At 34.6% G+C, this 22,865-nt stretch carries 18 protein-coding genes; 5 read left to right on the top strand and 13 right to left on the bottom strand.

Translation table 11 applies throughout. From position 1 onward, the window contains the following. Nucleotides 1-181: 181 nt before the first annotated feature. From P2W65_RS23120 to P2W65_RS23110, 3 genes are all read right to left on the bottom strand, one after another. Complete coding sequence (locus P2W65_RS23120) at nucleotides 182-826, bottom strand: hypothetical protein (RefSeq protein ID WP_289661732.1); 645 nt, start codon at nucleotides 824-826, stop codon at nucleotides 182-184. Nucleotides 827-968: 142 nt separating this feature from the next. Next, on the bottom strand, nucleotides 969-2,399 hold the full coding sequence (locus P2W65_RS23115) for a rubredoxin (RefSeq protein WP_289661730.1): 1,431 nt from the start codon (nucleotides 2,397-2,399) through the stop codon (nucleotides 969-971). 247 nt (nucleotides 2,400-2,646) lie between these two features. Further along, nucleotides 2,647-6,162, bottom strand: coding sequence for a nitrate reductase (locus P2W65_RS23110; RefSeq protein WP_289661728.1), 3,516 nt, complete (start codon nucleotides 6,160-6,162; stop codon nucleotides 2,647-2,649). Nucleotides 6,163-6,338: 176 nt separating this feature from the next. Between P2W65_RS23110 and P2W65_RS23105 the strand changes: the two genes are divergently transcribed. Continuing rightward, nucleotides 6,339-7,043, top strand: coding sequence for a Crp/Fnr family transcriptional regulator (locus P2W65_RS23105; RefSeq protein WP_289661726.1), 705 nt, complete (start codon nucleotides 6,339-6,341; stop codon nucleotides 7,041-7,043). 63 nt (nucleotides 7,044-7,106) lie between these two features. Here the strand turns inward: P2W65_RS23105 and P2W65_RS23100 are convergent, their stop codons facing one another. The 9 genes from P2W65_RS23100 to P2W65_RS23060 all read right to left on the bottom strand — a co-directional run bounded on the left by P2W65_RS23100 (nucleotide 7,107) and on the right by P2W65_RS23060 (nucleotide 14,948). Continuing rightward, the gene (locus P2W65_RS23100) at nucleotides 7,107-7,652 is read right to left on the bottom strand and encodes a transglycosylase domain-containing protein (protein ID WP_289661724.1); all 546 of its coding nucleotides are present in this window, start codon (nucleotides 7,650-7,652) and stop codon (nucleotides 7,107-7,109) included. A 41-nt stretch (nucleotides 7,653-7,693) separates the two neighbouring features. Beyond that, the gene (locus tag P2W65_RS23095; protein ID WP_289661722.1) at nucleotides 7,694-8,206 is read right to left on the bottom strand and encodes a hypothetical protein; all 513 of its coding nucleotides are present in this window, start codon (nucleotides 8,204-8,206) and stop codon (nucleotides 7,694-7,696) included. Between the two features lie 12 nt (nucleotides 8,207-8,218). After that, complete coding sequence (locus P2W65_RS23090) at nucleotides 8,219-8,842, bottom strand: class I SAM-dependent methyltransferase (protein ID WP_289661720.1); 624 nt, start codon at nucleotides 8,840-8,842, stop codon at nucleotides 8,219-8,221. A 32-nt stretch (nucleotides 8,843-8,874) separates the two neighbouring features. Then, nucleotides 8,875-9,579 carry a hypothetical protein gene (locus P2W65_RS23085; protein ID WP_289661718.1) on the bottom strand — a complete coding sequence of 235 codons (705 nt, stop codon included), beginning with the start codon at nucleotides 9,577-9,579 and terminating at the stop codon, nucleotides 8,875-8,877. Between the two features lie 121 nt (nucleotides 9,580-9,700). Further along, the gene (locus tag P2W65_RS23080; RefSeq protein WP_091491601.1) at nucleotides 9,701-10,063 is read right to left on the bottom strand and encodes a hypothetical protein; all 363 of its coding nucleotides are present in this window, start codon (nucleotides 10,061-10,063) and stop codon (nucleotides 9,701-9,703) included. Nucleotides 10,064-10,201: 138 nt separating this feature from the next. Further along, nucleotides 10,202-11,455, bottom strand: coding sequence for an alginate export family protein (locus tag P2W65_RS23075; RefSeq protein ID WP_289661715.1), 1,254 nt, complete (start codon nucleotides 11,453-11,455; stop codon nucleotides 10,202-10,204). A 78-nt stretch (nucleotides 11,456-11,533) separates the two neighbouring features. After that, the gene (locus tag P2W65_RS23070) at nucleotides 11,534-13,033 is read right to left on the bottom strand and encodes an MFS transporter (protein WP_289661713.1); all 1,500 of its coding nucleotides are present in this window, start codon (nucleotides 13,031-13,033) and stop codon (nucleotides 11,534-11,536) included. Nucleotides 13,034-13,132: 99 nt separating this feature from the next. Next, nucleotides 13,133-13,792, bottom strand: coding sequence for a response regulator transcription factor (locus tag P2W65_RS23065; RefSeq protein ID WP_289661711.1), 660 nt, complete (start codon nucleotides 13,790-13,792; stop codon nucleotides 13,133-13,135). Nucleotides 13,793-14,168: 376 nt separating this feature from the next. After that, complete coding sequence (locus P2W65_RS23060) at nucleotides 14,169-14,948, bottom strand: META domain-containing protein (protein ID WP_289661709.1); 780 nt, start codon at nucleotides 14,946-14,948, stop codon at nucleotides 14,169-14,171. Nucleotides 14,949-15,216: 268 nt separating this feature from the next. On the opposite strand from P2W65_RS23060, the gene nirB reads away from it, so the two are divergent. The 4 genes from nirB to P2W65_RS23040 all read left to right on the top strand — a co-directional run bounded on the left by nirB (nucleotide 15,217) and on the right by P2W65_RS23040 (nucleotide 20,881). Then, nucleotides 15,217-17,730 (top strand): nitrite reductase large subunit NirB, encoded by a 2,514-nt coding sequence (nirB, locus tag P2W65_RS23055; protein ID WP_289661707.1) that lies wholly within the window; start codon nucleotides 15,217-15,219, stop codon nucleotides 17,728-17,730. A gap of 225 nt (nucleotides 17,731-17,955) precedes the next feature. Next, nucleotides 17,956-18,333 (top strand): nitrite reductase small subunit NirD, encoded by a 378-nt coding sequence (gene nirD, locus P2W65_RS23050; RefSeq protein ID WP_109194268.1) that lies wholly within the window; start codon nucleotides 17,956-17,958, stop codon nucleotides 18,331-18,333. Between the two features lie 149 nt (nucleotides 18,334-18,482). After that, nucleotides 18,483-19,067 (top strand): DUF4202 domain-containing protein, encoded by a 585-nt coding sequence (locus tag P2W65_RS23045; RefSeq protein WP_289661705.1) that lies wholly within the window; start codon nucleotides 18,483-18,485, stop codon nucleotides 19,065-19,067. A gap of 5 nt (nucleotides 19,068-19,072) precedes the next feature. Continuing rightward, nucleotides 19,073-20,881 (top strand): sensor histidine kinase, encoded by a 1,809-nt coding sequence (locus P2W65_RS23040; protein WP_289661702.1) that lies wholly within the window; start codon nucleotides 19,073-19,075, stop codon nucleotides 20,879-20,881. Between the two features lie 402 nt (nucleotides 20,882-21,283). On the opposite strand, the gene P2W65_RS23035 is transcribed toward P2W65_RS23040, so the two are convergent. After that, nucleotides 21,284-22,570, bottom strand: a complete 1,287-nt coding sequence (locus tag P2W65_RS23035) for a DUF2130 domain-containing protein (protein WP_289661700.1) — start codon at nucleotides 22,568-22,570, stop codon at nucleotides 21,284-21,286. Nucleotides 22,571-22,865 lie beyond the last annotated feature (295 nt).

The raw sequence follows: 22,865 nt of genomic DNA, 5'->3' as shown, positions 1-22,865 counted from the left end.
TTAAACTTTGACAAAGATCACGTATAGTTTTGTCATTTCGACCGAAGGGAGAAATCACACTCGGAACTTAACAAAGATTGGCGATTTTGCATTTGGAATTACTTGTACGATTTCTTCCTTCGGTCGAAATGACAAAATAAAAAAGGTTCAACTTTTTTAAAGTCAAACCTTTCTTAAAAATTTATTTTTTCTTTTTAGCCTTTGCCTTTTTTTGAGCTTTAGCTTTCTTCTCAGCAATTTTTTTAGCTTTTGCTTTCTCCTTTGCTTTTTTCGCTTTTTCTTTTTTCTTTTCGGCAGCTTTTAATTTTGCTTTCTTGGCTTTTTCAAGTTTTTTGATTACGGCTTTTATAGCCTTTTCTCTTTTTTTCTCTTTTTCTTTTTTAGCTTTAAGTTTCGCTTTCAGCTGTGATTTTATATCCTTTTTTTTGTCTTTTACAATTTCAAGAATTGCTCCGTCAATTTCTAAAATTGGCTCATTTGGTTCAGGAAGATCTTGAGTTTGTATTTCTATAATTTCAGAAACGATTGGTTCCGTTTTCTTCGGTGTAACGGCTTCTTTTTTAACAGTTGCTCTCGGAGTTCCTTTTGAAGCTGCTCTTACAGGCGTTTTGGTGACAGGTTTAACAGTTGTTGCAGGTGCTTTTGAAGCTGTTGTCCTTGCAGCTGTTGATTTTGAAGCAGGTGTTTTAACCGCCGTTCTAGTGGTTCTTTTAACAGTTGTTTTTGCTTCTGGCTGCGTTTGTGTTTCCGTAGTGCTTTCTACAGCAGTTTCTGCTGGAATATCGCTTGTCTTTTCTGCAGCAGTTCTTGAGTTTCTTTTTATCATAACAATATTTTTTATTGAGTAAATAGATACAACCAAGAATTTTTATAGCTTTTGAAGTGAGCTTTTATAATTTCTAATTCTTAGTTAAGCTAAATATACGCAATTTTTAAATATAAAAATGTTAAGCTTTTTATAGAACTTGCTAATGTTCAACTGTTTCCAAAATTCGGAAATTGCTTTTTGGAGCTTCGCACAAAGAACAGCAATAATCATCACCTAAATCAGTAAACAGTATACCTTTTGGAATTCCTTGTCTTTCATCTCCGTATTCCGAATTATAAAGGGTTAAACACTCTTCACATTGATAAATCTCCTGTGGGGCTTTTTCTTTTTTTTGTAGATTTTCAATTGTTTCCGTTGTGTTATTTCCAAGTTCTTCAAAATATTTACGGCTCAATTCAATTAAAATCGTAGGCAATTCTAATTTGTCAATGTCTTGTGAATGCACAATATATTCGCGTGTATTTGGATCGAAATTCTTTGCAAACAAAACATTAAAAGTATCTCTGATTTTAATGGATTCCAGAGCTGTTGGAAGTTCATTTTTTTCAATTACAATCGAAGTGAAATAATGTCCATTGCGATTGTATTCTGAAATTCCGAAATTCAGTCCGTAAGTACTGATGTCAAATTGATCTAATGTTCTAACTAAAAACGTTTTCAGGTTCAAAGCCCATTCCATTGCAACGGGCAAATGCCAATTTAATTCTAATAAAGAATGACGGACATTGATGCCTCGTTTTCCAAGAAATTTTTCCCATTCCAATTTTCGATCTTTTGGAATTCCTTTGATTATAAATGATTTCCAAGGAGTAATGGAGATTTTACCAATCTTGCATTCAAAACACAAATCGCACATTTCTTTTAGAAAATCTAAATCGTATAAGTTATTTCGCCAATACAATCCCAGCCAATATTGATCAATTCCCATTCTATTCATTCCTTCGTAATACGGAAACGGATAAAATGGAACATTCAAAGGTTTGTCGATTGTACGGTTATTGGTGTCTAAAGCTTCGCTCAACAATGAAAAAAGTATTTCGATATCAACTGATTCTTCTTCAGAGATTTTTTCGATTTCGTAATAAATTTTTGCCAAGTCCCAAGTATAAAGCAGAACAGGATAAATTTCCATTTTTTCCCATTTTGGAAGGCGAATGTATAAATACCAATAATCTTCGTTATCTGAAGCTATAAAATTTAAATGTCCTGTAAACAAAGGAACCAATTGCTGTTTTGGGTCAGTTATGTTTACTTTTAGCTTTGGCTGTTCTTTAAATTCTTCCAAAATATATAAAAAACGGTTTCCTGTAAGCCAATTTGTATTTCTGAAAATATCAGTTGAAACATAAGACGACACAATATTATTCCCGCTTTTCTGATCAGGATAAACAAAATGATGTTTGCCTAAAGTGGTTTTATCTAAAGATTTAAAACCTTTGGGAAAAATAATATCCTGTCTTGAACCAAAGGAAATGGAATCCAAACCTTCTTCCAAAGCGATGTTTACAACTTCTTTAAGTTCTCCTGGCGAAATAACGCCTCCTTTTACTATTAATCTTGTTAGTTCCATTTTTCTTTTTGTTTCAGGTTTCAAGTTTCTGGATTGTGTTGATTTTAACGCAAAGAGCGCAAAGTTTTTTCGCAAAGTTTTTTAAGGTTTACATTCTGTGCGTGAAATTATTTTTGTTAAGCTCACAAAGCTTTGCGAACTTTGGCTACTTATTAAATATACTTTGCGAAACTTTGCGAAAAAACTTTGCGCTCTTTGCGTTAAAATTTATGTTCAAAGTAAAACAACAAACAACATAAACTGAAAACTATTTACATTTTGCCAATATCTCCTTGACTTCTGTTTTACAGCTTCCGCAGCCTAAACCAGCGCCTGTATTTTTGCATAATTCGGTGAAATCGGTTACACCGCTTTTAATTGTTTCTTCAATATTTCCGGCGCCAACTTGACTGCAGGAACATACCAATTTTCCTAAAACCGGTTTTGCATTTGAACTTCCTCTTAAAAGCGTATTTCGTTTGTCTGATAATTCGATTTTGCTCTCGATCATCGTTTTGAATTCAGCAAACTCATTTTTATCGCCCATTAAAATCGCACCAACTAAAAGATCGTCTTTTACGATGCATTTTTTGTAATAGCGTTTTTTCAAATCGGTAAAAATAATTTCTTCGTACGAATCATCATTTTCTGGAATGGTCAAATCGCCAATACTGCAAAGGTTGATGTCTTCTAATTTTAGAATGTTCATTAAAATTGAACCTTTATAATAACTGCTGATATCGCCAGCTAGAAAATTCGCCAGAATATCTGCCTGTTCTTCAGCGGCAGAAGTGATTCCGAATAGTTTATTATTGAATTCGGCTATTTCGCCAATGGCAAAAATATCAGGATTTGAAGTCTGTAAATACTGATTTACTTTCACACCACGTCCGCAGATTAAACCACTTTCTCGGGCAATTTCAATATTTGGGATTGTTCCAATGGTGTAAACAATAGCGTTCGCTGTAATGATTTTACCACTTTTTAAAGCAATTTCAATTTCATTAGGATTATCGGTTTCAAAAACGGTACTGACTTCGTTATCAAAATATATCTGAATATCTCGAAGTTGTACTTCTTCCGCCAATAATTTACTTGAAATTCGGTCGAGCTGGCGTTCCATTAAACGCGAAGCTCTTTGAATTATGGTTGTTTTTACTTTTTTATGTTTTAAAGCAGCGGCCAATTCTAAACCTAATAATCCGCCCCCAATAATGACAACATGTTGTTCTTCTGGAGGAAGATTAGTGCTGTCAAGATGTTTTTTCAAACGATCGGCATCTTCTTTTCGTCTTACGGTAAATCGTCCAGGAAGATGTAATTGCGCATTTTCAGGTACAAATGGACGGCTTCCAGTTGCTAAAATCAGAGAATCGAAAGTATGTGTTTCGCCTAAACTGTCTTTTATAATTTTGTTTTGAGTATCTATTTTATCAATAGCGACTCCTGCTTTCATAGTTATTTTGAGCTTACTAAAAGTTTCACCGTCTTTTACTTTTAAAAGCTGTTCCCAAGTAAATTCTCCCGTCATATATTCAGGAAGCAAAACACGATTGTAAAACGGATTTACTTCATTTGAGAAAACTATAATTTCATCTGTTGTATTGAATTCACGGTAGTTTTGAATGAATCGGAAAGAAGCCGCTCCAGCACCAACAATCGCAATTTTCTGAAATGGTTTTACGTATTTTTTGATCGAAACAGTGGTAAACTTAAAATCGGGTTCTTTTGAAACGGGATCGACAACGGTGTTTGTTAGATTATTGGTTCGGTTTAAATCATTTTCAAGCTGTTTTCCCCAATGCATCGGCAGGAAAAGTACTTTTTCTTTGATAGCATCTGTTACTTTCGCTTTTACTCTGACTTCGCCATTTTTACTGGAAACGGTTACAATATCACCATTTTTAATGTCATTTTTAAAAGCGTCAATTGGATTTATTTCTAAAACCGGACTCGGAATATGCGTTAATAATCGAGATACTTTTCCGGTTTTGGTCATCGTATGCCATTGGTCACGAATCCTTCCTGTCGTCAAAATAAAAGGGAATTCGTCATTTGGCTGAACTGAAGTATTTTCAACCGAAACAGGCAGATTAAAAATCGCTTTTCCTGACGACGTATAGAATTTTTTATCAGTAAAAAGGCGAGGAGTTCCCGGATGATTGTAATCTGGTACCGGCCATTGAAAAGTTCCTTCGGTTTTTAACCGATTATAATTTAAGAATGAAATATCAATGTTAGTGCCTTTAGTTAGTGCACAGTGTTCTTTGTAAATTTCTTCGGCACCATTAAAATTGAAACCGTTGAAATTCATTTTTTTTGCAAAGCGAATTAAGATTTCAATATCTGGAAGCGCTTCGCCTGGTGCATTAATTCCTTTTGGTAAATATGAAATACGACGTTCAGAATTGGTCATCGTTCCTTCTTTCTCCAACCAACCTGCAGCAGGAAGAAGTAAATCGGCAAATTTGGCGGTATCAGCATTATGGGAAATATCTTGAACCACAACGAATTTAGCATTTTGAAGCGCTTTTTCGGCTCTTCTAGAATCGGGTAAACTCACTAACGGATTTGTACAGATAATCCAAACGGCTTTCATTTTTCCAGATTCTAATGCTTCGAACATTTCGGTTGCCGTTAATCCTGGTTTGTCTGAAATTTCATCAACGCCCCAAAAATCGGCTACTTCTTTGCGATGTGTAGGATTGGCAATATCTTTATGTGCCGCCAAAAGTGTTGCCATGCCGCCTACTTCGCGTCCGCCCATCGCGTTGGGCTGACCCGTTAAGGAAAACGGGCCTGAACCTGGTTTTCCAACTTGTCCCGTTAATAATGATAAATTCAGTAAAGCTGTATTTTTATCAACACCAACAGCACTTTGATTCAATCCCATTGCCCAAAGCGACATAAATCCTTTTGCTTTTCCGATAATATCAGCAGCGAGTTTAATATCGTTTACAGAAATTCCGCAGAGTTTTGAAGCTTTTTCAAGTGAAGTTCCTAAAACTAAATCTTTGTATTGTTTGAAGTTTTCTGCGTGGTTTTTTACAAAATCGTGATCTATGTAACCTTTCTCGATAATACGTCTGGCAATCGCATGATATAAAATAATATCTGAACCCGGAATAATCTGCAAATGCAAATCGGCGAAAGCGGCTGTATCAGTTCTTCTTGGATCAATACAGATTATTTTTGTTTTCGGATTTTTTTCTTTATGTTTCTCAAGTCTTCGAAATAAAATCGGATGACACCAAGCTGGATTTGCGCCTGTAATTAAAAAAGTATCTGCCAGTTCAATATCATCATAAGCAATGGGTACAGAATCTTCGCCAAAAGTCTTTTTATAACCCACAACAGCAGAACTCATGCAAAGTCGTGAATTGGTATCAATATTATTGGTTTTTAGAAAGCCTTTTACAAGTTTGTTAACCAGATAATATTCCTCTGTTAAACATTGTCCTGAAATATAAAAACCAACGCTGTCCGGTCCGTGTTTTTTTATAATAGAAGAAAAAACAGCAGCAACGCGATCTAAGGCAGTGTCCCAGCTTACGCGTTCCAGCGGATACGTTTTGCTGCCACGCATTTCAGGATATAAAATTCGGTCAGAAGTATCGTTGGCTACGTAATGCAAATTCATTCCTTTAGAACATAACATTCCTTTGTTTACCGGATGATCTTTGTCACCTTCTACCATCACGCCGTTTTTGGTATCCTTGGTCACAATGATACCACAGCCAACGCCACAATACGAACAGGTAGTTTTGATTTTTTGGTTTTGCATTAGCGTACTTTTTTAGATACTTAATTATCGAATTTATTTTGTACGGAATAAATCACGTATACAAAAATACGTATTTTTACGTATAAATACGTATTTTTTAAATTTATTTTTTTATTTTTGATGCAATAAAATGAGCAACAACAAATTAGTTTTTAATCCGATAAAAATTAGGACTCATGAAAGAAGAACAAACCCTTTGTTATTCTTGCGCCAATGAAAATTGTTTTATCAAGAAACACCTGCATTTAGAGCAGATGACAGATTATGTTGCTAAGAAACAGCATGTAATATGCAAAAAATCGGATCCATTTATTGTGGAAGGAGCATCTTTGCAAGGACTTTATTTTATTTGCAAAGGAAAAGCGAAGACCGTAAAAACAGGAATAAACGGTCGCGAACAAATCGTTCGTCTGACAAAAAACGGCGACATTGTAGGTTTCCGCGGATTTGGAACAAGCAAAAAATACTTAATTGGTGCTTATGCCTTAGAAGATACAACTTTGTGCAATTTTAGCAACGAAACTATGATGGATATTTTACAACACATTCCAGAATTTACATACGCCTTGATGTTGTTTTATGCTGAAGAATTAAATAAAAGCGAAAATAATATTAGGAAAATTGCCCATATGAATGTTCGCGAGCGTGTAATCGATTTACTGCTTTATATTCACCGCAAATTTGGACAGACAAATGGTTTAATTGATATTGATCTTTCGAGAAAAGAAATTGCTGATTTTGCGGGAACTACAGAAGAACAAGCTATTCGCATAATTTCAAGCCTTAAAAAAGAAGTTTTGATTCAGACTGTTGGAAAACGAATTGGTATTTTGGAGGTTTCAGCCTTGCGAGCTGAAATTATGGAGCATAAATATTTTTAATTTAAGATGCAAAGTTACAAAGGAACAAAGGTGCAAAGTTTTTTTAAGTAGTAATACGTAATATTACTTGTTTTGATTGTGCGAAATTCTTTCAAGTAGATCAACTCGATTTTTTACACCTTTTTTATTTCGAATGGGATTGTATAAACCAGAATTTTTAAGCATTGCAATTAGTGTTATTTTTTCTCTTTCATTAAGCTCTTCAATACTTTTGTTAAAGAAAAATTTTGAGGCAGTTTTTATTCCAATTTTTCGATACCCAAAATCATAATGCACTAAGACAAATTTTAGACATTCATCATGACTAAATTCTTTCTCAATCTTTAGCCAATAAAGTGCTCTTTTTGTTAATGATGTATAGTGGATATTCGTGATTTTATTTGCTGTATTTTGGCATGGACAGTTTGGTTCTTCTATCTTTTTGTATATTTTGTTGTAGATGGAAATAAAAGAATGTAAATCTTCTTTTTGAGCTTTTTGTACTTCTTTGGTAATAAGTACAAATTCTTCGTTTTTATAAATGGGATTAAAGTCACTTAGCAACAAAGCAATCATAAGCATTAAAATGATGAGTAATCCAAAGAATATTTTTAATGATTTTTTAAGCATAAAAAAAGAAATATTTTAAATGATTAGATATTCTCTAAAGGTTACTTAATCTTCTTTCCATTTTGATAATAAAAAATCATTGGCGTTCCTTCTTTTGAAAAACAAGATTCTTTTCCATTCTTCTTTCCATCTTTGTATTCACAACTATAAATAACTTTTCCGTTAGAATAATTTTCTACGAGTATTTTGTTTTCATTTTCATCAAAATAAGTGCTAGTATATATGTTTCCGTCAAAATCTAATTTATCTTCTTTTTTCTTTTTAAAATATAGCTGTTCATAATAATACGTTTTTATATAAGGAATTCCTTTTTTACTTTTATTGTAATAGTTCGTTGAAAGTATTATATAGCCATTTTTGAAATCATCTTTTGATAACAATACGTCGTTAGTCCATCTGTGGTGTTCTATGGAACCTGAAAAAAGAGAGTCATTACTCATCATATAGACAAGATCATCTTTAGCATATAAATCTTTGTAGGTAAGTCTATGATTTTCTTGTGCAAAAGACTGTATATCTATAAAAAGAAGAATAAATATTATTTTGCGAAACATATTTTTTATTGATTAAATTGTTTTCCTCCCCACAAATCGAATCACAGAACCAATTCCGTTATGGAATAAACCTTCGTTGAGTTCGATTTCTTTTTCTTCTAATTCGATGATTTCGTAGTTTGGAAAATCGGCTTTGATTTCTTCGATTGAAAAAAGAGATTCAATGTCTTTTGGTCCTCCAACTTTTTCGTTTATTGCAAGATATTCTAGGTGCTTTTTGCTGAACGCTTCAAAAATTATAATTCCGTCTTTTTTTAATAAAGTATTAAGCTGATGATGAATATCCGATTTAATTTCTGCTGGAAAATGAGCATAAATTAAAGCAATAGCATCAAACTGATTTTCGTGAAAATCTAAAGTGTCTAATTCGCCAACCTGATAATCAATTATAACATTATTGGCTTCGGCAAGTCTTAAAGCTTTATTTCTTCCTTCTTCACTAATATCAAAAGCGGAAACTTTCCAGCCTAACTTTGATGCGAAAATAGCATTTCGCCCTTCACCTTCGGCGGGAAAAAGAATAGAGCTTGGATTTAGTTTTTCAAGTTGTTCTTTTAAGTAATTGTTGGGTTCTTCGCCGTAGGCAAATTCTTTGTTGCTATAGCGGTCGTCCCATCTTTTAGTCCAATTGTTCATTATTTGTAAATTGAATTTAATTATTGATTTTTTTATGAAACCCAAGTTTCTTCTATGTGATCAATAATCCATTTATTCTTATTTTTTTTAATATAAATTCTAAATCCTTGTCCGCAAAGTCTTCCACAAGCAAAACCACCATTTAAAACTCCAAAACTTTTATTTTGATCAAATTGTATTCTGCTAAAGAAAACAGCACCTGAAAAATTGAAGTTGTATTTAGTTTCCCAAATTTTGCCCCTTTCTTTTGGAAACTGGTTTGCATGCCTTAATTCAAATCTATTATTAAGTTTAATGTTTTTAAAATCCAGGGTATATTCGTTATAAACTTTTTCTTTTGGGACAAATGGTTTTGTATTTTTAAAGTGTTTTTCAAGATATTCTATTAGATCTTCACTGGAATATTCTATTACAGGATCAAATGCTATTATGATTTTAGAGGTGTCTTGCTTGATTTTTTCTGTATTGATTTTCCATTCTAATAATTTTTGCTTCTGTTCTTTAGTAGCTTTAGTGCTATCAACACCAATATAATGTCCTGTTTTGTCATATATTGGTTCTCCATATTTTGGCGGGAAATTTGTAAACAATCTTATATCTATACAAGTCGAATCAATTAGACTTGGAAAAATTTCGGTCATTACATTTTTCTCAAATTCCAAATCTGTTATTTTCTTTTCACAACTAGAAAAAAGTATAATTACGGATATAATTACTAAACTTTTAAGCTTCTTCATTACTAAGATATACCAATTAAAAAAATATAATAATTTATCTTTAAAATAAAAAAATACCCTTTCTCAAAAACAAAAAAAGGGCATTCTATAAATTTCAGATTTAAAAAAATCTCTTTATTTTTTAAACAAGTGTAGTTACACCGCTATTTACATCAATTTCTGCAAAATTATGTTTTCCCATAACGATAAGCAGTTTGTCTGAATTATATCCTACATATCTAATTTCAGGTTCTCCTTTTTTGGGTTTTCCACAAACTGAAATTACATTTGTCTGCCATTTCAATTTACTTTTTTTGTAAGCTGAGATGGTTTGCATGTCATTTTCAACATAATAAACAATGTTGTTTTTTTTGATTCCTCTTTTTTGCGTTTTTGCAAAATTAATTTCTGAGTTTTTAGAGATTAAGGCATCATTGTATTTTTGGGCAATGCCTGTCTGCGTAACAATAAATGTCAGCATTGAAAGTTTTAGAAATGGTTTCATTAGGATAGAATTGGGGGTTCATAATCGCTTCAAATATAATTAATTATATTATATAATAGGTTTTCTTTAGGTAAAAAAAAACACCCTTTTCCTGAAATAGGAAAAGGGTAAAATTTATGAGCTAATTTTATAGAAAAATTATTTTTTCCAGCTAAAAATTCTTGGATTAACAGATATTGACAACCACGCCCAATTGTTGGTATGATTAGCGTCTCCATTTTTAATGAATTCCATGGTTTTAGAGCCAAACATCTGCGAATAACCTCCTGTAACTGTAATGTCTTTTTTGAAATTGAAAACAAAAGAAGCATCAATCTCAGTTCCTAAATAAGAATCCATTTTTTCGTTTAGGGGCGTAACCACATCTGCGGCGGCTAAAAACGCATGTGGGCTTAAAGCAAACTGCCATTTGTTTACATTGTAGCTTAATTTGATAAAAGCATCTTGCAAACCAACATTGTTTAAATGATTTCCAACATAAAAATAATCCATAAAACCGTTAAAACCGTGGTTGGTTCCAAATATTGGATTGAACGATTTAATTACAGTGCTTCCATCATTGGTAGCTTTACCCGATAAAAATTCATACCCTAAACCTGCTTTGAAAGAATCGGTTACATTGTAATTGAAATTTGCGGCCGCATTCCAGGCGCTGACTTGTAAATCGGTACTTTTTCCAGTTTGTCCGTATAGCCAAAAGTTACCATCTATTTTACTGTTTTTATAAGTCAAATAAGGCCCAAAAGTCTGTTTATAATCTACTAATAATTTTGTATCAGCATTGGCATATTCATAACCAGTATTAAGTAATAAAAAGCTTAAGCCTAAATCATTACTGAATTGGTTGTGATACCAAGCATACATTAAAGCTTTGTAATTAGCAACCGTATAAGGTGTTTGAAATGTATTTTCGGCAGTAGAGTTGTAAGCGCCTCCAAAATCCAATTTCTGTTTTTCGGTCTGATAAGTTACCGTAAAGGCATCATGGCTTTGAGCCTGCTGTCCCCAGTCCTGTTCTCCTAAAATACGCTGATTATCGTATGAAAGCACTTGGCGTCCCATTCTGGCACTCCATTTGTCAGTAAAATTGTATTGTGCCCAAGCTTCAAAAACCGCTACTCCGTTTTTGTCAGCCACCGCATTGGTTGGTACATCTCCCCAAGTTCTGGTATTTTGAAGAGTTAATTTAACAACTAATTCATCTTGTTTGTAATTGAAATTTAAACGAGAACGTTGCGAAATTTGAGAAGTTCCTTTTTGTCCTTCTGGTAAAAGGGTTCGATATCCATTTCGGTATTCAAAACGAGGCCTGACTTGTAAATTTACATCTAGTTCCTGTGCATTCATTAGGGTAGTTGTTCCTAAAAGCAAGAGAAAAATTATTCTTTTCATAAAGTGGTATTTTTTTGGCAGCGTAAATTTATAAGAAAATTAGGCCTTTGCTAATAATAATCTAATTATTTTTTAATTTTAGTTTACAGCGGCCACAAGTTTAGGGTCGTTGACTACTTTAGTTTTGATTTGCTGTTTTTGGCTTATTTTTTTAGTAATAACATAATGCATCCAAACCAAACAGCCAGTGGAAAATAGTAGAATAAAAATCCATGAGCTTGACCAAATTCCGGTTGCGGTTAGTAAATATCCAAAGATAATTGGCCCCAAGAAACCGCCTAATCCGCCAATCATTCCGACCATGCCGCCTACAACACCTACTTCGTTAGGGAAGTATTCTGGAATATGCTTGTAAACTGCAGCTTTACCGATTCCCCAAGAGATCCCGATTAGAATTACTAAGACAAGAAAAACCCACATATTGGCATCGAATTTAATAACGGTTACTCCTTTAGCAATTAATTCTTTTTTTGCAACATTTTGATTGTGAGCTACCACAACATCCTGCCAGCTTGAAGTAGTTGGGAAAATTGTATTTGCAACTGTATTTGCTGTTTTTTGTGCGATTGGATATTCTTTATCTCCAATTTTTACGATTTTATCGTTGATCTCATTTACAACTCCTTTTTTTGAAGCTAATATTCCAGGGCCTGAAGTAGTAATTTCCATTTTTGGAATTGCCAATAAAGCACTTAAAATTACTGAAGATCCCAAAACCCAATACATCACTTTTCTGGCGCCAAATTTATCTGATAAATAACCTCCAAACGCTCTGATAACGCCAGACGGAAGACTAAACATGGTAGCAAAGAGACCACCCATAACAAGACTAGTTTGATAAACATTCATAAAATTGGGTAAAAGCCATTGCGAATAAGCCACAAAACAACCAAAAACTAAGAAGTAATATGCTCCAAAACGCCAAACTCGAGCTGATTTTAAAGGAACAAGCATTTGAGAAACAGTTTTGGTATTGTTTTCTGGTTTTTTATTTTGAGTGAAAATCAAAAAGGCAATTCCAATAATAACCAAAGAAACAGCGTAAATAACCGGCAGGATTTTCCAACCGTTTTGTGGGTTGTCAATTGAAAAATGATTTAATATAGAAGGAGCTAAAAAAGTAGTAATTGCGGCGCCGGCATTTCCCATTCCGAAAATCCCTAATGCGCGTCCCTGCCATTCTTTTGGGTACCATATTGAAGTGTAGCCAATTCCTACAGCAAAACTAGTTCCAACCATGCCAAAGAAAAAACTAAGTAAAGCAAACATGAAAAAACTGTCGGCGTAGGGAAGGAGGAATAATGGAATTGAACTTAGAAGCAGTAAAAGTGAAAAGACATATTTTCCGCCAAATTTGTCTGTCAAGATTCCGATTGGCAGACGCATAATGGAACCCGTTAAAATAGGAATTCCTAAAAGCCATCCAACCTGAACAACGCTCCAGTGGAAAATTCCGTTATCGACTAAAAAGGTTACTAAAACGCCGTTTAAAGTCCAGCAGGCAAAACACACTGTAAAAGCCAATGTGTTCAAAAATAAAATCTTGTGTGATTGCGATAGTGAGTTTGTAGTTTTCATAGCACTTATATTTTTATGTAAAAATAAGTACTATAACTTAGTTAAAACCTGCTAAAACGCAGTTTTTTAAAAATAATTACGTATTTATACGTATTTTTTTTAGATTAAAGAATACTCGGTTGCTTTGTTAGAAAGTTCCATCAAGTTTTTCACTTTCAGCTTTTTCATTAGGTTAAAACGGTGTACTTCAGCAGTTCGTTTGCTGATGTCAAGCGCTTCGGCGATTTCTTTGTTTCCTTTTCCAGATAATAATAATGTTAAGATTTCTTTTTCTCTTTTGGTAATCATCATCTCGTCGCTTAAGTTTTGCTTCGTTTCTAATGAATTAGACGGATTTGTTAACTGACCAATTAAGATGGAAGAAATATCGCCACTGAAATATTTTCCGCCAGCTGAAACTGTATGAAGTGCTTTTAAGAATTCTTCTTTAGAAGATCCTTTTAATAAATATCCGTCAGCACCAGCTTTTATCGATTTCAATACATATTCTTCTGATTCGTGCATCGAAAGCATGATAATTTTTATATCGTTGCTTTCGCTTCTAAGTTTTTCTACTAGTTCGATACCGGTTAAGTTTGGCATACGAATATCGGCTATAAGTAAATCGGGTTTGGTTTCGGCAACAACATCAAGTGCATCGGCACCATCGATTGCTTCGCCCACAACCTCAATGTTTGCTTCGTTTTCCAGTAAAGATTTGATTCCGTCTCGAACAAAAACATGGTCATCTGCTAATACTACACGAATGATATTACTCATAATTTACTTAATTTAGATTTTCGATTTTTACGTATATTCATCTATAACGAAGACGCTAATATACGTACTTTTTTTAAAAGTAAATCCCAATATTAAAATTTCTAATGTTGATCCCGAAGCTTCGGGACAAAATTCCAAAGTCGTGGATGAGAACTTTGTCAAAGTTTTGAACTTTGACAAAGTTATTTGCGTAGTATCTGTCAATTCCGAGGAACAAGGAATCGTACAAGTAATTCCGCTTGGAATATCGCCAATCTTTGTCGACAAACTATCGCGATTTCTCCTTTCAGTCGAAATGACAACAGCAACATGAAACTTTAAACCTAACCCAAGGCTGAAAGACGAACAGACGAAGTAAACAAAACAAACAAAACTTTTAATCGACCTTCTTAAAAACAGCCAATTTCCCAGAAGGATTGGACAAAATCAATTGATTATTGCCTATAGAATAGGTAGTTGTGCTCTGCAACGCTTTAGTAAACTCATTTTCTTTATTTCCTTGAGGACAAGCCATAAGAGTAGAAAGAACCTTTGAAAATCTTAATAAATCTTTTTCATAGAAAATAGTACCGCTTATTGCATTACAGCCACCATAACCAGAAAATCTATTTTCAGCCGAATTAATTTCAATTCGAGGAAATTCTTTTTGGAAATCAGTTGCAAAAACTTTGTAACCATTTAATTCTTCCAAAACCCAGATATCATGAAGACGATAATCTGTAATATACTTTCCGCAACCGCTGAGTTTTTTAAATTCTAATTCAGAGTTATTTTTTATTTCAACTTTCACGCTATAAGGCGAAATCGTACCGGACATCGAATCCTGACAATCCAACTGCTGAATCGTAATAATTCCGGAAGCAGTTTCATTGCTTACCTTATACATTTTTACATTCGCGTCCATAGCCCTGATGGCATCAACCGCAGGAAAAGTGATACTTTCTTTCCCTTGAATTAATGAGGTAAAAACAATATTTTCATTTCCAATTTTAACTCCCCAAAATGGCTCGTTTCCAGTTGCTTTAAAATAAAAATTCATATCGTCCTGATTTACTCCTTGTTGAGCAGTTTCTTTTGTCTCTGAAGTTTTGCCTGCTGAAGTTTTACAGCTCACCATCAAAGACAGTAAAAGCAAAAGTGGTATTATTTTTTTCATACTATTTGTATTTGGAATGTGCTTTCTGCTAAAACACCTATAAAATTCTTATGAATTTACGACATTTTTTTGAAATCGTTATTTAGAATCTTTTCAAATTTGACATAATTGACAATCTTCAAATTTACCAAAAACCTAGACTACGTAATAGATTATGGCAAAATACGTAGCAAGCAGAATTAATATCTACTTAAAAAAATAAATTTGTTACGTATTTTTATAAGTATAAATACTTATATTTGCGTAGTAATACTTAATTAAAGAAATCATGATTAGAGTAATAGTAGTTGGAAACGGCATGGTTGGTTATAAATTTTGCGAAAAATTCATTGCAAAATCAGGACAAGAAAAGTATCAAATCACAGTATTTGGAGAAGAACCAAGGCGCGCTTACGATCGCGTTCATTTAAGCGAATACTTTGGAGGAAAAACAGCTGACGATTTATCATTATCAACAACCGAATGGTACGCAGAAAACAATATTATTCTGAATACATCGGAACTAATTACAGATATTAATCGTGATCAAAAAACAATACATACGCATTTAGAGAAAACCCATACGTACGACTACTTAGTTTTAGCTACAGGCTCTTCTGCTTTTGTACCTCCAATTGACGGAGTTGAAAAAGAAGGTGTTTTTGTATACAGAACCATCGAAGATCTTGACGCGATTATGGCTTACGCCAAAAAAATAAAAATAAAAGGTGCAACCGAAGCTGCAGTTTTAGGTGGCGGTTTATTAGGATTAGAAGCCGCAAAAGCGGTTCGTGATTTAGGATTGAATCCGCATGTGGTGGAATTTGCGCCACGTTTAATGCCGAGACAATTGGATCAAGGCGCAAGTGATATGTTGCAAGCTAAAATTGAAGAATTAAACATCGGAATTCATCTTAACAAAGCAACCCAATATATTGACGGTAAAGAAAGTATAACGGGAATGATGTTTGCAAACGACGAATTGTTAAAAGTAGACATGTTGGTTATATCTGCCGGAATCAAACCTCGCGACGAACTGGCAAGAATTTCAGGACTTGAAGTTGGTTTACGAGGAGGTGTTGTGGTAAACAATCAAATGCAGACATCAGATCCTTCTATTTTTGCGATTGGAGAAGTAGCACTTTACAACCAGAACATTTACGGATTGGTTGCTCCAGGTTACGAAATGGCCGATGTTGCGGCCGAGCAAATCTTAAATGGCGATAAAACCATGAGAGAAACCATCGATATGTCGACACAATTGAAATTAATTGGTGTTGAAGTAGCGAGTTTTGGCGATCCTTTTATCGAAAATGAAAATGTAACCGCCATTATTTATGAGAATAAATTAAGCGGAATTTATAAAAGAATCAACGTTACCAAAGATTCTAAAACCCTTTTAGGCGGAATTTTAGTTGGCGATTCAAGCGATTATAATTCACTTTTCCAGATTTACAGCAACGCAATGGCTTTGCCAAAAAATCCAGAAGATTTGATTTTAGGTTCTCGCGACGGTTCTGAAGGTTCTTCTTTAGGAAGCGTAATGGATTTGCCAGAAACAGCCGTAATTTGTTCTTGCGAAAATGTTACCAAAGGCGCGATCTGCTGTAAGATTTTAGACGAAAGCTGTTCTTCACTATCAGATGTCGTTAAAGCAACAAAAGCAACTTCAGGATGCGGAGGATGTAAACCAATGGTTTCAGATTTGGTAAAAGCGACTCAAAAATCTCTAGGAAAAGAAGTAAAAGAAGTTATCTGCGAGCATTTCAACTACAATCGTCAGGAATTATTCGATTTGGTAAAAATCAACAAATACGAGAATTTCTACGATGTTTTGGATCATCACGGAAAAGGTGACGGTTGCGAGATTTGCAAACCTGTGGTAGCTTCAATCTTCTCAAGTATTTACAATGATACAGCAAACAAACACGTTACCACGCAAGATACAAACGACAGATTCTTAGCAAATATTCAACGAAACGGAACTTATTCTGTAGTTCCAAGAGTTGCAGGAGGAGAAATTACTGCAGAGAAATTAATCGTAATTGGCGAAGTAGCCAAACAATTCGATTTATACACTAAAATAACCGGAGCGCAAAGAGTCGATTTATTTGGAGCACACTTAAGTGATTTACCAAAAATCTGGAAAATATTAATAGACAATGGTTTTGAAAGCGGTCACGCTTACGGAAAATCCCTTCGTGCCGTAAAAAGCTGTGTCGGAAATGCGTGGTGCCGTTATGGAATGGATGACAGCGCAGGATTTGCTATCGAATTAGAAAACAGATATAAAGGAATTCGTTCTCCGCATAAATTAAAAGGTGGTGTTTCGGCCTGCATTCGCGAATGCGCAGAAGCCCGTGGAAAAGATTTCGGATTAATCGCTGTCGAAGGCGGATGGAATTTATACATCGCAGGAAATGGCGGTGCAAACCCAAAACATGCCGTTTTATTAGCCGAGAAAATCGACAAAGAAACCGTAATCAAATACATGGATAGATTCTTAATGTATTACATCCGCACCGCCGGCCCGCTGATCCGAACTTCAACTTGGTTAGAAAAACTAGATGGAGGTTTAGAATACTTAAAAGAAGTAATTATCGAAGACAGCCTAGGAATCTGCGAAACATTAGAAGCCGAAATGCAGACTTTAGTAAACACTTTCGAATGCGAATGGAAACAAGTGCTGGAAAAACCAAGATTATTAAAACGTTTCAATCACTTTATAAACTCTGAAGAAAAAGACGACAATGCCGTTTTTGTTCCTCTTAGAGATCAAAAAATGCCAAAAGCTTGGTCTTAAAAAAAAATTGCCACAAAGACGCAAAGTCGCAAAGTCAAAATAAAAAAACTTTAAAAAAAACTTAGCGCCTTTGCGCCTTTGTGGCAAACCACAATAAAGCTCCAAAAAAAGAAAAAAAATCATTAAACGTTTGCTGTCCTTCTTACCCTCTTTTTTACTGCGCCATCATAACTCTCATGATTGTAAAAAGAGGGCTAAGAAACAGGAAATCAAAACTCAATCAAAATGGAAGAAATCTTAAATCAATACGAAACAGTTCATGCGAGTGATGCTACAATTTGGTTCAAAGCAGGTAAAGTAGAAGATTTTCCAACCAACCGAGGCGGATGCATCAAATACAAAAACAAACAAATCGCCATTTTCAATTTCACCCGTCGCAACGAATGGTACGCCTGCCAAAACGCCTGTCCGCACAAAATGGAAATGGTGCTTTCAAGAGGAATGACAGGTTCTGCCGACGATATCCCAAAAATCGCCTGCCCAATGCATAAAAAAACATTTTCATTAGTTGATGGTTCAAACCTAAACGGCGAAGAATATAGCATTGCAACTTATCCAATTAAGATTGTTGAAAATGAAGTTTTCGTTGGATTTGTAGATTAAATGAATATTTTCTTCCGCCACGAATTCACGAATCATTGTGTTCAATTTGTGTCATTAATTTCACTAATATAATTCGTTTTCATTCGTGAATTCGTGGCGAAAAAAAAACTTAATTCCGTATCTTTGAAATTCTATTATCAAGCCAAAAAATGACTACACCTTTTCAAAAAGCAAGCGAATGGATTGATGCTGAAAACGCACAAGACCCAAACATCGAAACCGACCAAAACAAAGAATATCCAAAAGAATTATTGTATTCCAACAGGATGTACGAAAGACTGATGCAGTTTGAACCCAATGCGTCCGAAGAAATCCAAATCGCATCAAAAGCACAACACATCTGCAGATGGAAAGTTGCCCGCGAATCGTATCCAATGGATCGTGTTGGTTATTTGAAATGGCGAGAAGAACTGAAAAAATTCCACGCAAAAACTACTGCCGAAATACTAGAAAAAGCAGGTTACGATCAAACTTTTATTGATCGCGTTTCTTTTTTAATAGAGAAAAAATTACTTAAAAAAGATCACGAAACCCAATTATTAGAAGACATAATTTGTCTCGTATTTTTAGAATATTATTTAGAACCTTTCGTTCACAAACACGACGAAGAAAAACTAAAAAACATCATCAAAAAAACCTGGGACAAAATGTCGGACAAAGGGCATCAGGAGGCCTTAAAAATCAACTATTCTGAAGAAAATCTGAATCTTATAAAAGCTTCTTTAGGACTATAATTCATATGAAGAAAAGCAATCAGGAAGAAGACAAAATTACGTTCAAAAATTTACGCCGTCTGTATTTTTTTGCGCTTCTTACTATTGCCTTAACCATAATTGTGAGTCAGATTTTAGTGCAATACAATCTGAATCAGCAGTTAAGCGACTCTAAAATCATTAATTTTTCGGGAAAACAACGAATGCTGAGCCAGAAAATCGTCAAAGAAGTTCTGATTCTGCATTACGTTTCTGATACCGCTTCTGCCAAACAAATTTCGCATTTAAATGAAGTTTTAGCACTTTGGAAGAAAAACCAAAATGCGCTCGAAAACGGAAGTGACAGCCTGGCTTTTCCAAAAGAAAAATCAGAAACACTTTCTAAATTATATCTTGAAATCAATCCGATTTTCAACAAAATTGCACAAACAACCGATTCCTTTTTACTGAATGTAAAGCAGAAAAAAACAACTGCCGAAAACCAAAAATTCGTAAACATTATTTTAGAAAACGAAGGCATTTTCCTTTCTAAAATGAATCAAATTGTAACGCAATACGATCTCGAAGCACACGAAAAAGTAACCGAACAACGCCGAATAGAATATTGGATTTTCGGGTTCACACTTTTGATTCTGGTTTTAGAATTCTTCTTCATTTTCAAACCTACAAACAAAAAAATCGAGCGATTAATTACAAGACTTTTATCTTCAGAAAAGAAAGCTCTAAAGCTCGCATACGACACAGAAATTCTAAGCGAAATCAAAGAAAATTCGGTTAAAGAATTAAAATCGCTCAATTATGCAATGGAAAATACTTTATTGTATTGCCGAATTGCGCCTGACGGTTCTATAATTCATATTGGAGAAAAATTTGCCAAACTGCTGAATTATACCAAGTTTTCATCCAACAAAAAATTCTCCGAAGTTTTAACCGTCGACGAAAAAGAACAAACCAATTTCGACCGCCTAATTTTCGAAAAACAAAGAAGTGGCTGGCAAGGCGAAATCAGTATTTTAAACAAAGAAAACGAAACTATTTGGCTTGATTTATCAATGGTTCCGGTCATGATCAAAAAAGACGAATTAGAACTTCTAATCGTCTGCTTCAACATCACCGAACGCAAAAAAGCACAGCGCGAAGTCGAACGCTTAAACCTCGAAAACACAACCGAAAAAATCAATCAACAAAAGATTATTTCAAGCAAAATCGTTGAAAATCAAGAAAACGAACAAAACCGAATCGCCAAAGAAATTCATGACGGAATCGGCCAAATGCTTACGGGTTTAAAATTCAGTTTAGAAAGCATTAATTTAGATGACCGAGAAAAATCAGAACAAAAAATTGAGTATTTAAAGAAACTTTCGCTAGACATTATAAAAGGTGTCCGTACCGCAACTTTCAACTTAATGCCACCCGAATTAAGCGATCACGGAATCGTTTCTTCATTGGCAAAACTCACGCAGGAACTCTCAAAACTAACCGGAAAAGAAATCCTTTTCTACAACAAAACCGATTTCGACCGACGTCTGGATTCCCTAATCGAGATCAACATTTATCGTCTCACGCAAGAAGCCATCAACAATGCCATAAAATACGCCGAATCGTCGCATATAATCGTCCAGCTATCCCACAGCGAAACACTTTTAAGCATCATCATCGACGACAACGGAAAAGGTTTCGACATCAATTCCGTCCACAAAAAACGCAACAGCGAGTCCGGAATGGGACTTCTATTCATGAAAGAACGCATCCAATACATCAACGGACGCGTTTTCATCAACTCCATTCCCGGCGAAGGAACGAGAATTACGTTCAACATTCCCATTCTTAAATGAGAAAATTAGAGAATGTGTCAATTAGAAAATTTGATAATACATACAGAATTTCAAAAAATTATCTAATTGCCACATTCTCTAATTATCTAATTAATTTGGGCGAGCCAGTATTAGAAAAAGTGGGCAATTTAACTTTGTCTATATACGCCCACTTTCCCTAATACTGTCGGGCTATCCGCTCCGCCGCGGCGGATTGATCCTATCCCTCTCGCGGGCAATCGGTTTCAAAAGAAAATTTGAGTTATTACAAAATTTTTTCAGCATTTTTTGTTATCCTGAGAAACAAAGGATCACGCAAGAAACTCCACAATCTAAACCGTCTATCTTTGTCGAATCCTACGTATGATCTCTCCTCCATCGAAATGAATGACAAACTTAACGCTTAAATCTCGAGTAAAGGATTTATTCTAACAATTCCTTAGTTTCTTCCTCTTCGTCATCTCCTTCAATAAAATCCAATTCCAGAGCCTTTACACTCTGAACTGCATTTCCAGCAATACCACGAATCGAACCGTACATTCCTAAAGTATTATGAACCACTTTTTCGATTTGTTTTTCGCGTTGTTTCCAGATTCTCTGCATCGCTCTTTTTTCAGAATCTAAGTCACTTTGCATTTGCGTAAAACCTTCTACAATTCCTTCAATCTGCAAACGGAATTCGTTGCTGGTTAAGAAATCATACAACATCGACATTTTATCGCCTTTGTTTTCCTGCGCCTGAACGGCTTGATTGATCTGAATTAAGGATTGACGCAAAACGGCGCTTAAACCTTTAAATTCTTCATAGGTACAAATCCAGATTCCGTCGCGCATGCCCATTCTTTCCATTCCGTTTGGCATTACTTCGGTTACTAAAACTCCGATATTGGCTCTTTTGGTTCTGATATCGTTTTTGAATTTCTCAATCCAGGAAGGCTGGAAAGCTTTGGTTCTTTTACTTTCATAATAAATAGAACCGCAGTTTTGATGTTCGCGAGTATTGACAATCTGAAGACAGTCGGCGCCGTTTGCGCCTTTTTTAACTTCGTCGATACTATCGAGAGGAAAGTTGTTGGCTAGCCATTCTTCAATCGCTAATTCCATTACTTCGCCTTGCAATTGCATAGAACCTTGTTCCTGCTTGCGTTTCATTTCTTCGGTTAATTTTTTCTGCTCTTCTAATTGCTTTTGAAGTTCTTTAAATTTTAACTCGTTTTTATCGTCTTCCTGTTTTCTGATTTTTTCGCGTTCCAAGGCCAATTGCGTGTTCAATTGCTTTTCGGCTTCGGCCTGAATAGCATCTTTCATTTCCAGTTTTTCGCGCTGTAATTTTGCGATTTCACCTTCCATTTTATTTAATTCCCTGATTTTTTCCGATTTTTCAGAGAGTTCTTTTTCCATTAAAAGCAAACGGTCTTTGTTTTCTTCTTCGAGTTTGGTTTTTAGTTTTTCAGAAATTTCCTTTTCGGCAATTTTTCTTTCACGCTCCAAACGCTCGGCAAAAAGCTCGTTTTCTTGTTTCTTTTTGGCTTCAAATTCGGCTTTAGCTTTGTCCAATTGCTCATTTTTAAGCTCTAATTCTTTATTTTGAATAGTCGCTTTTTGTTGAAATTCTTTACGGATGCTGTCTTCCAATTGATGTTTTAAAACATCATTGACATCGATAGGAGTTCCGCAGTTTGGACACTGAATTGAAGATTGCTCAGCCATTTTATATTGAAATTTTATTGTAGATTTTGAATTTGCTAAGGTATTTAAAAGTTCTCTTTTTATAATGTGGATTTCTGTACTAAATTGTAACGAATTTTTGTTATGGCCACGAAGGCGCTAAGACGCAAGGTTTTTTTTGCCACAGATTAAAAGGATTGGAAAGGATTTTTTATTTCATGCAGATTTTAAAGGCTTTAGGCAGATTCTGCAAATGATTCTTTTTTAAAATCTGCTAAAATCTGCTGAATCTGCGTGAAACTTATTTTTTTACTTTTAATTAATAAAATTTGCGACT

The sequence above is a fragment of the Flavobacterium panacagri genome, assembly GCF_030378165.1.
GTDB classification, from domain to species: Bacteria; Bacteroidota; Bacteroidia; order Flavobacteriales; family Flavobacteriaceae; genus Flavobacterium; species Flavobacterium panacagri.
Note: the sequence above shows the minus strand (reverse complement) of the source record. Positions and strands in the feature narration are given on the sequence as shown.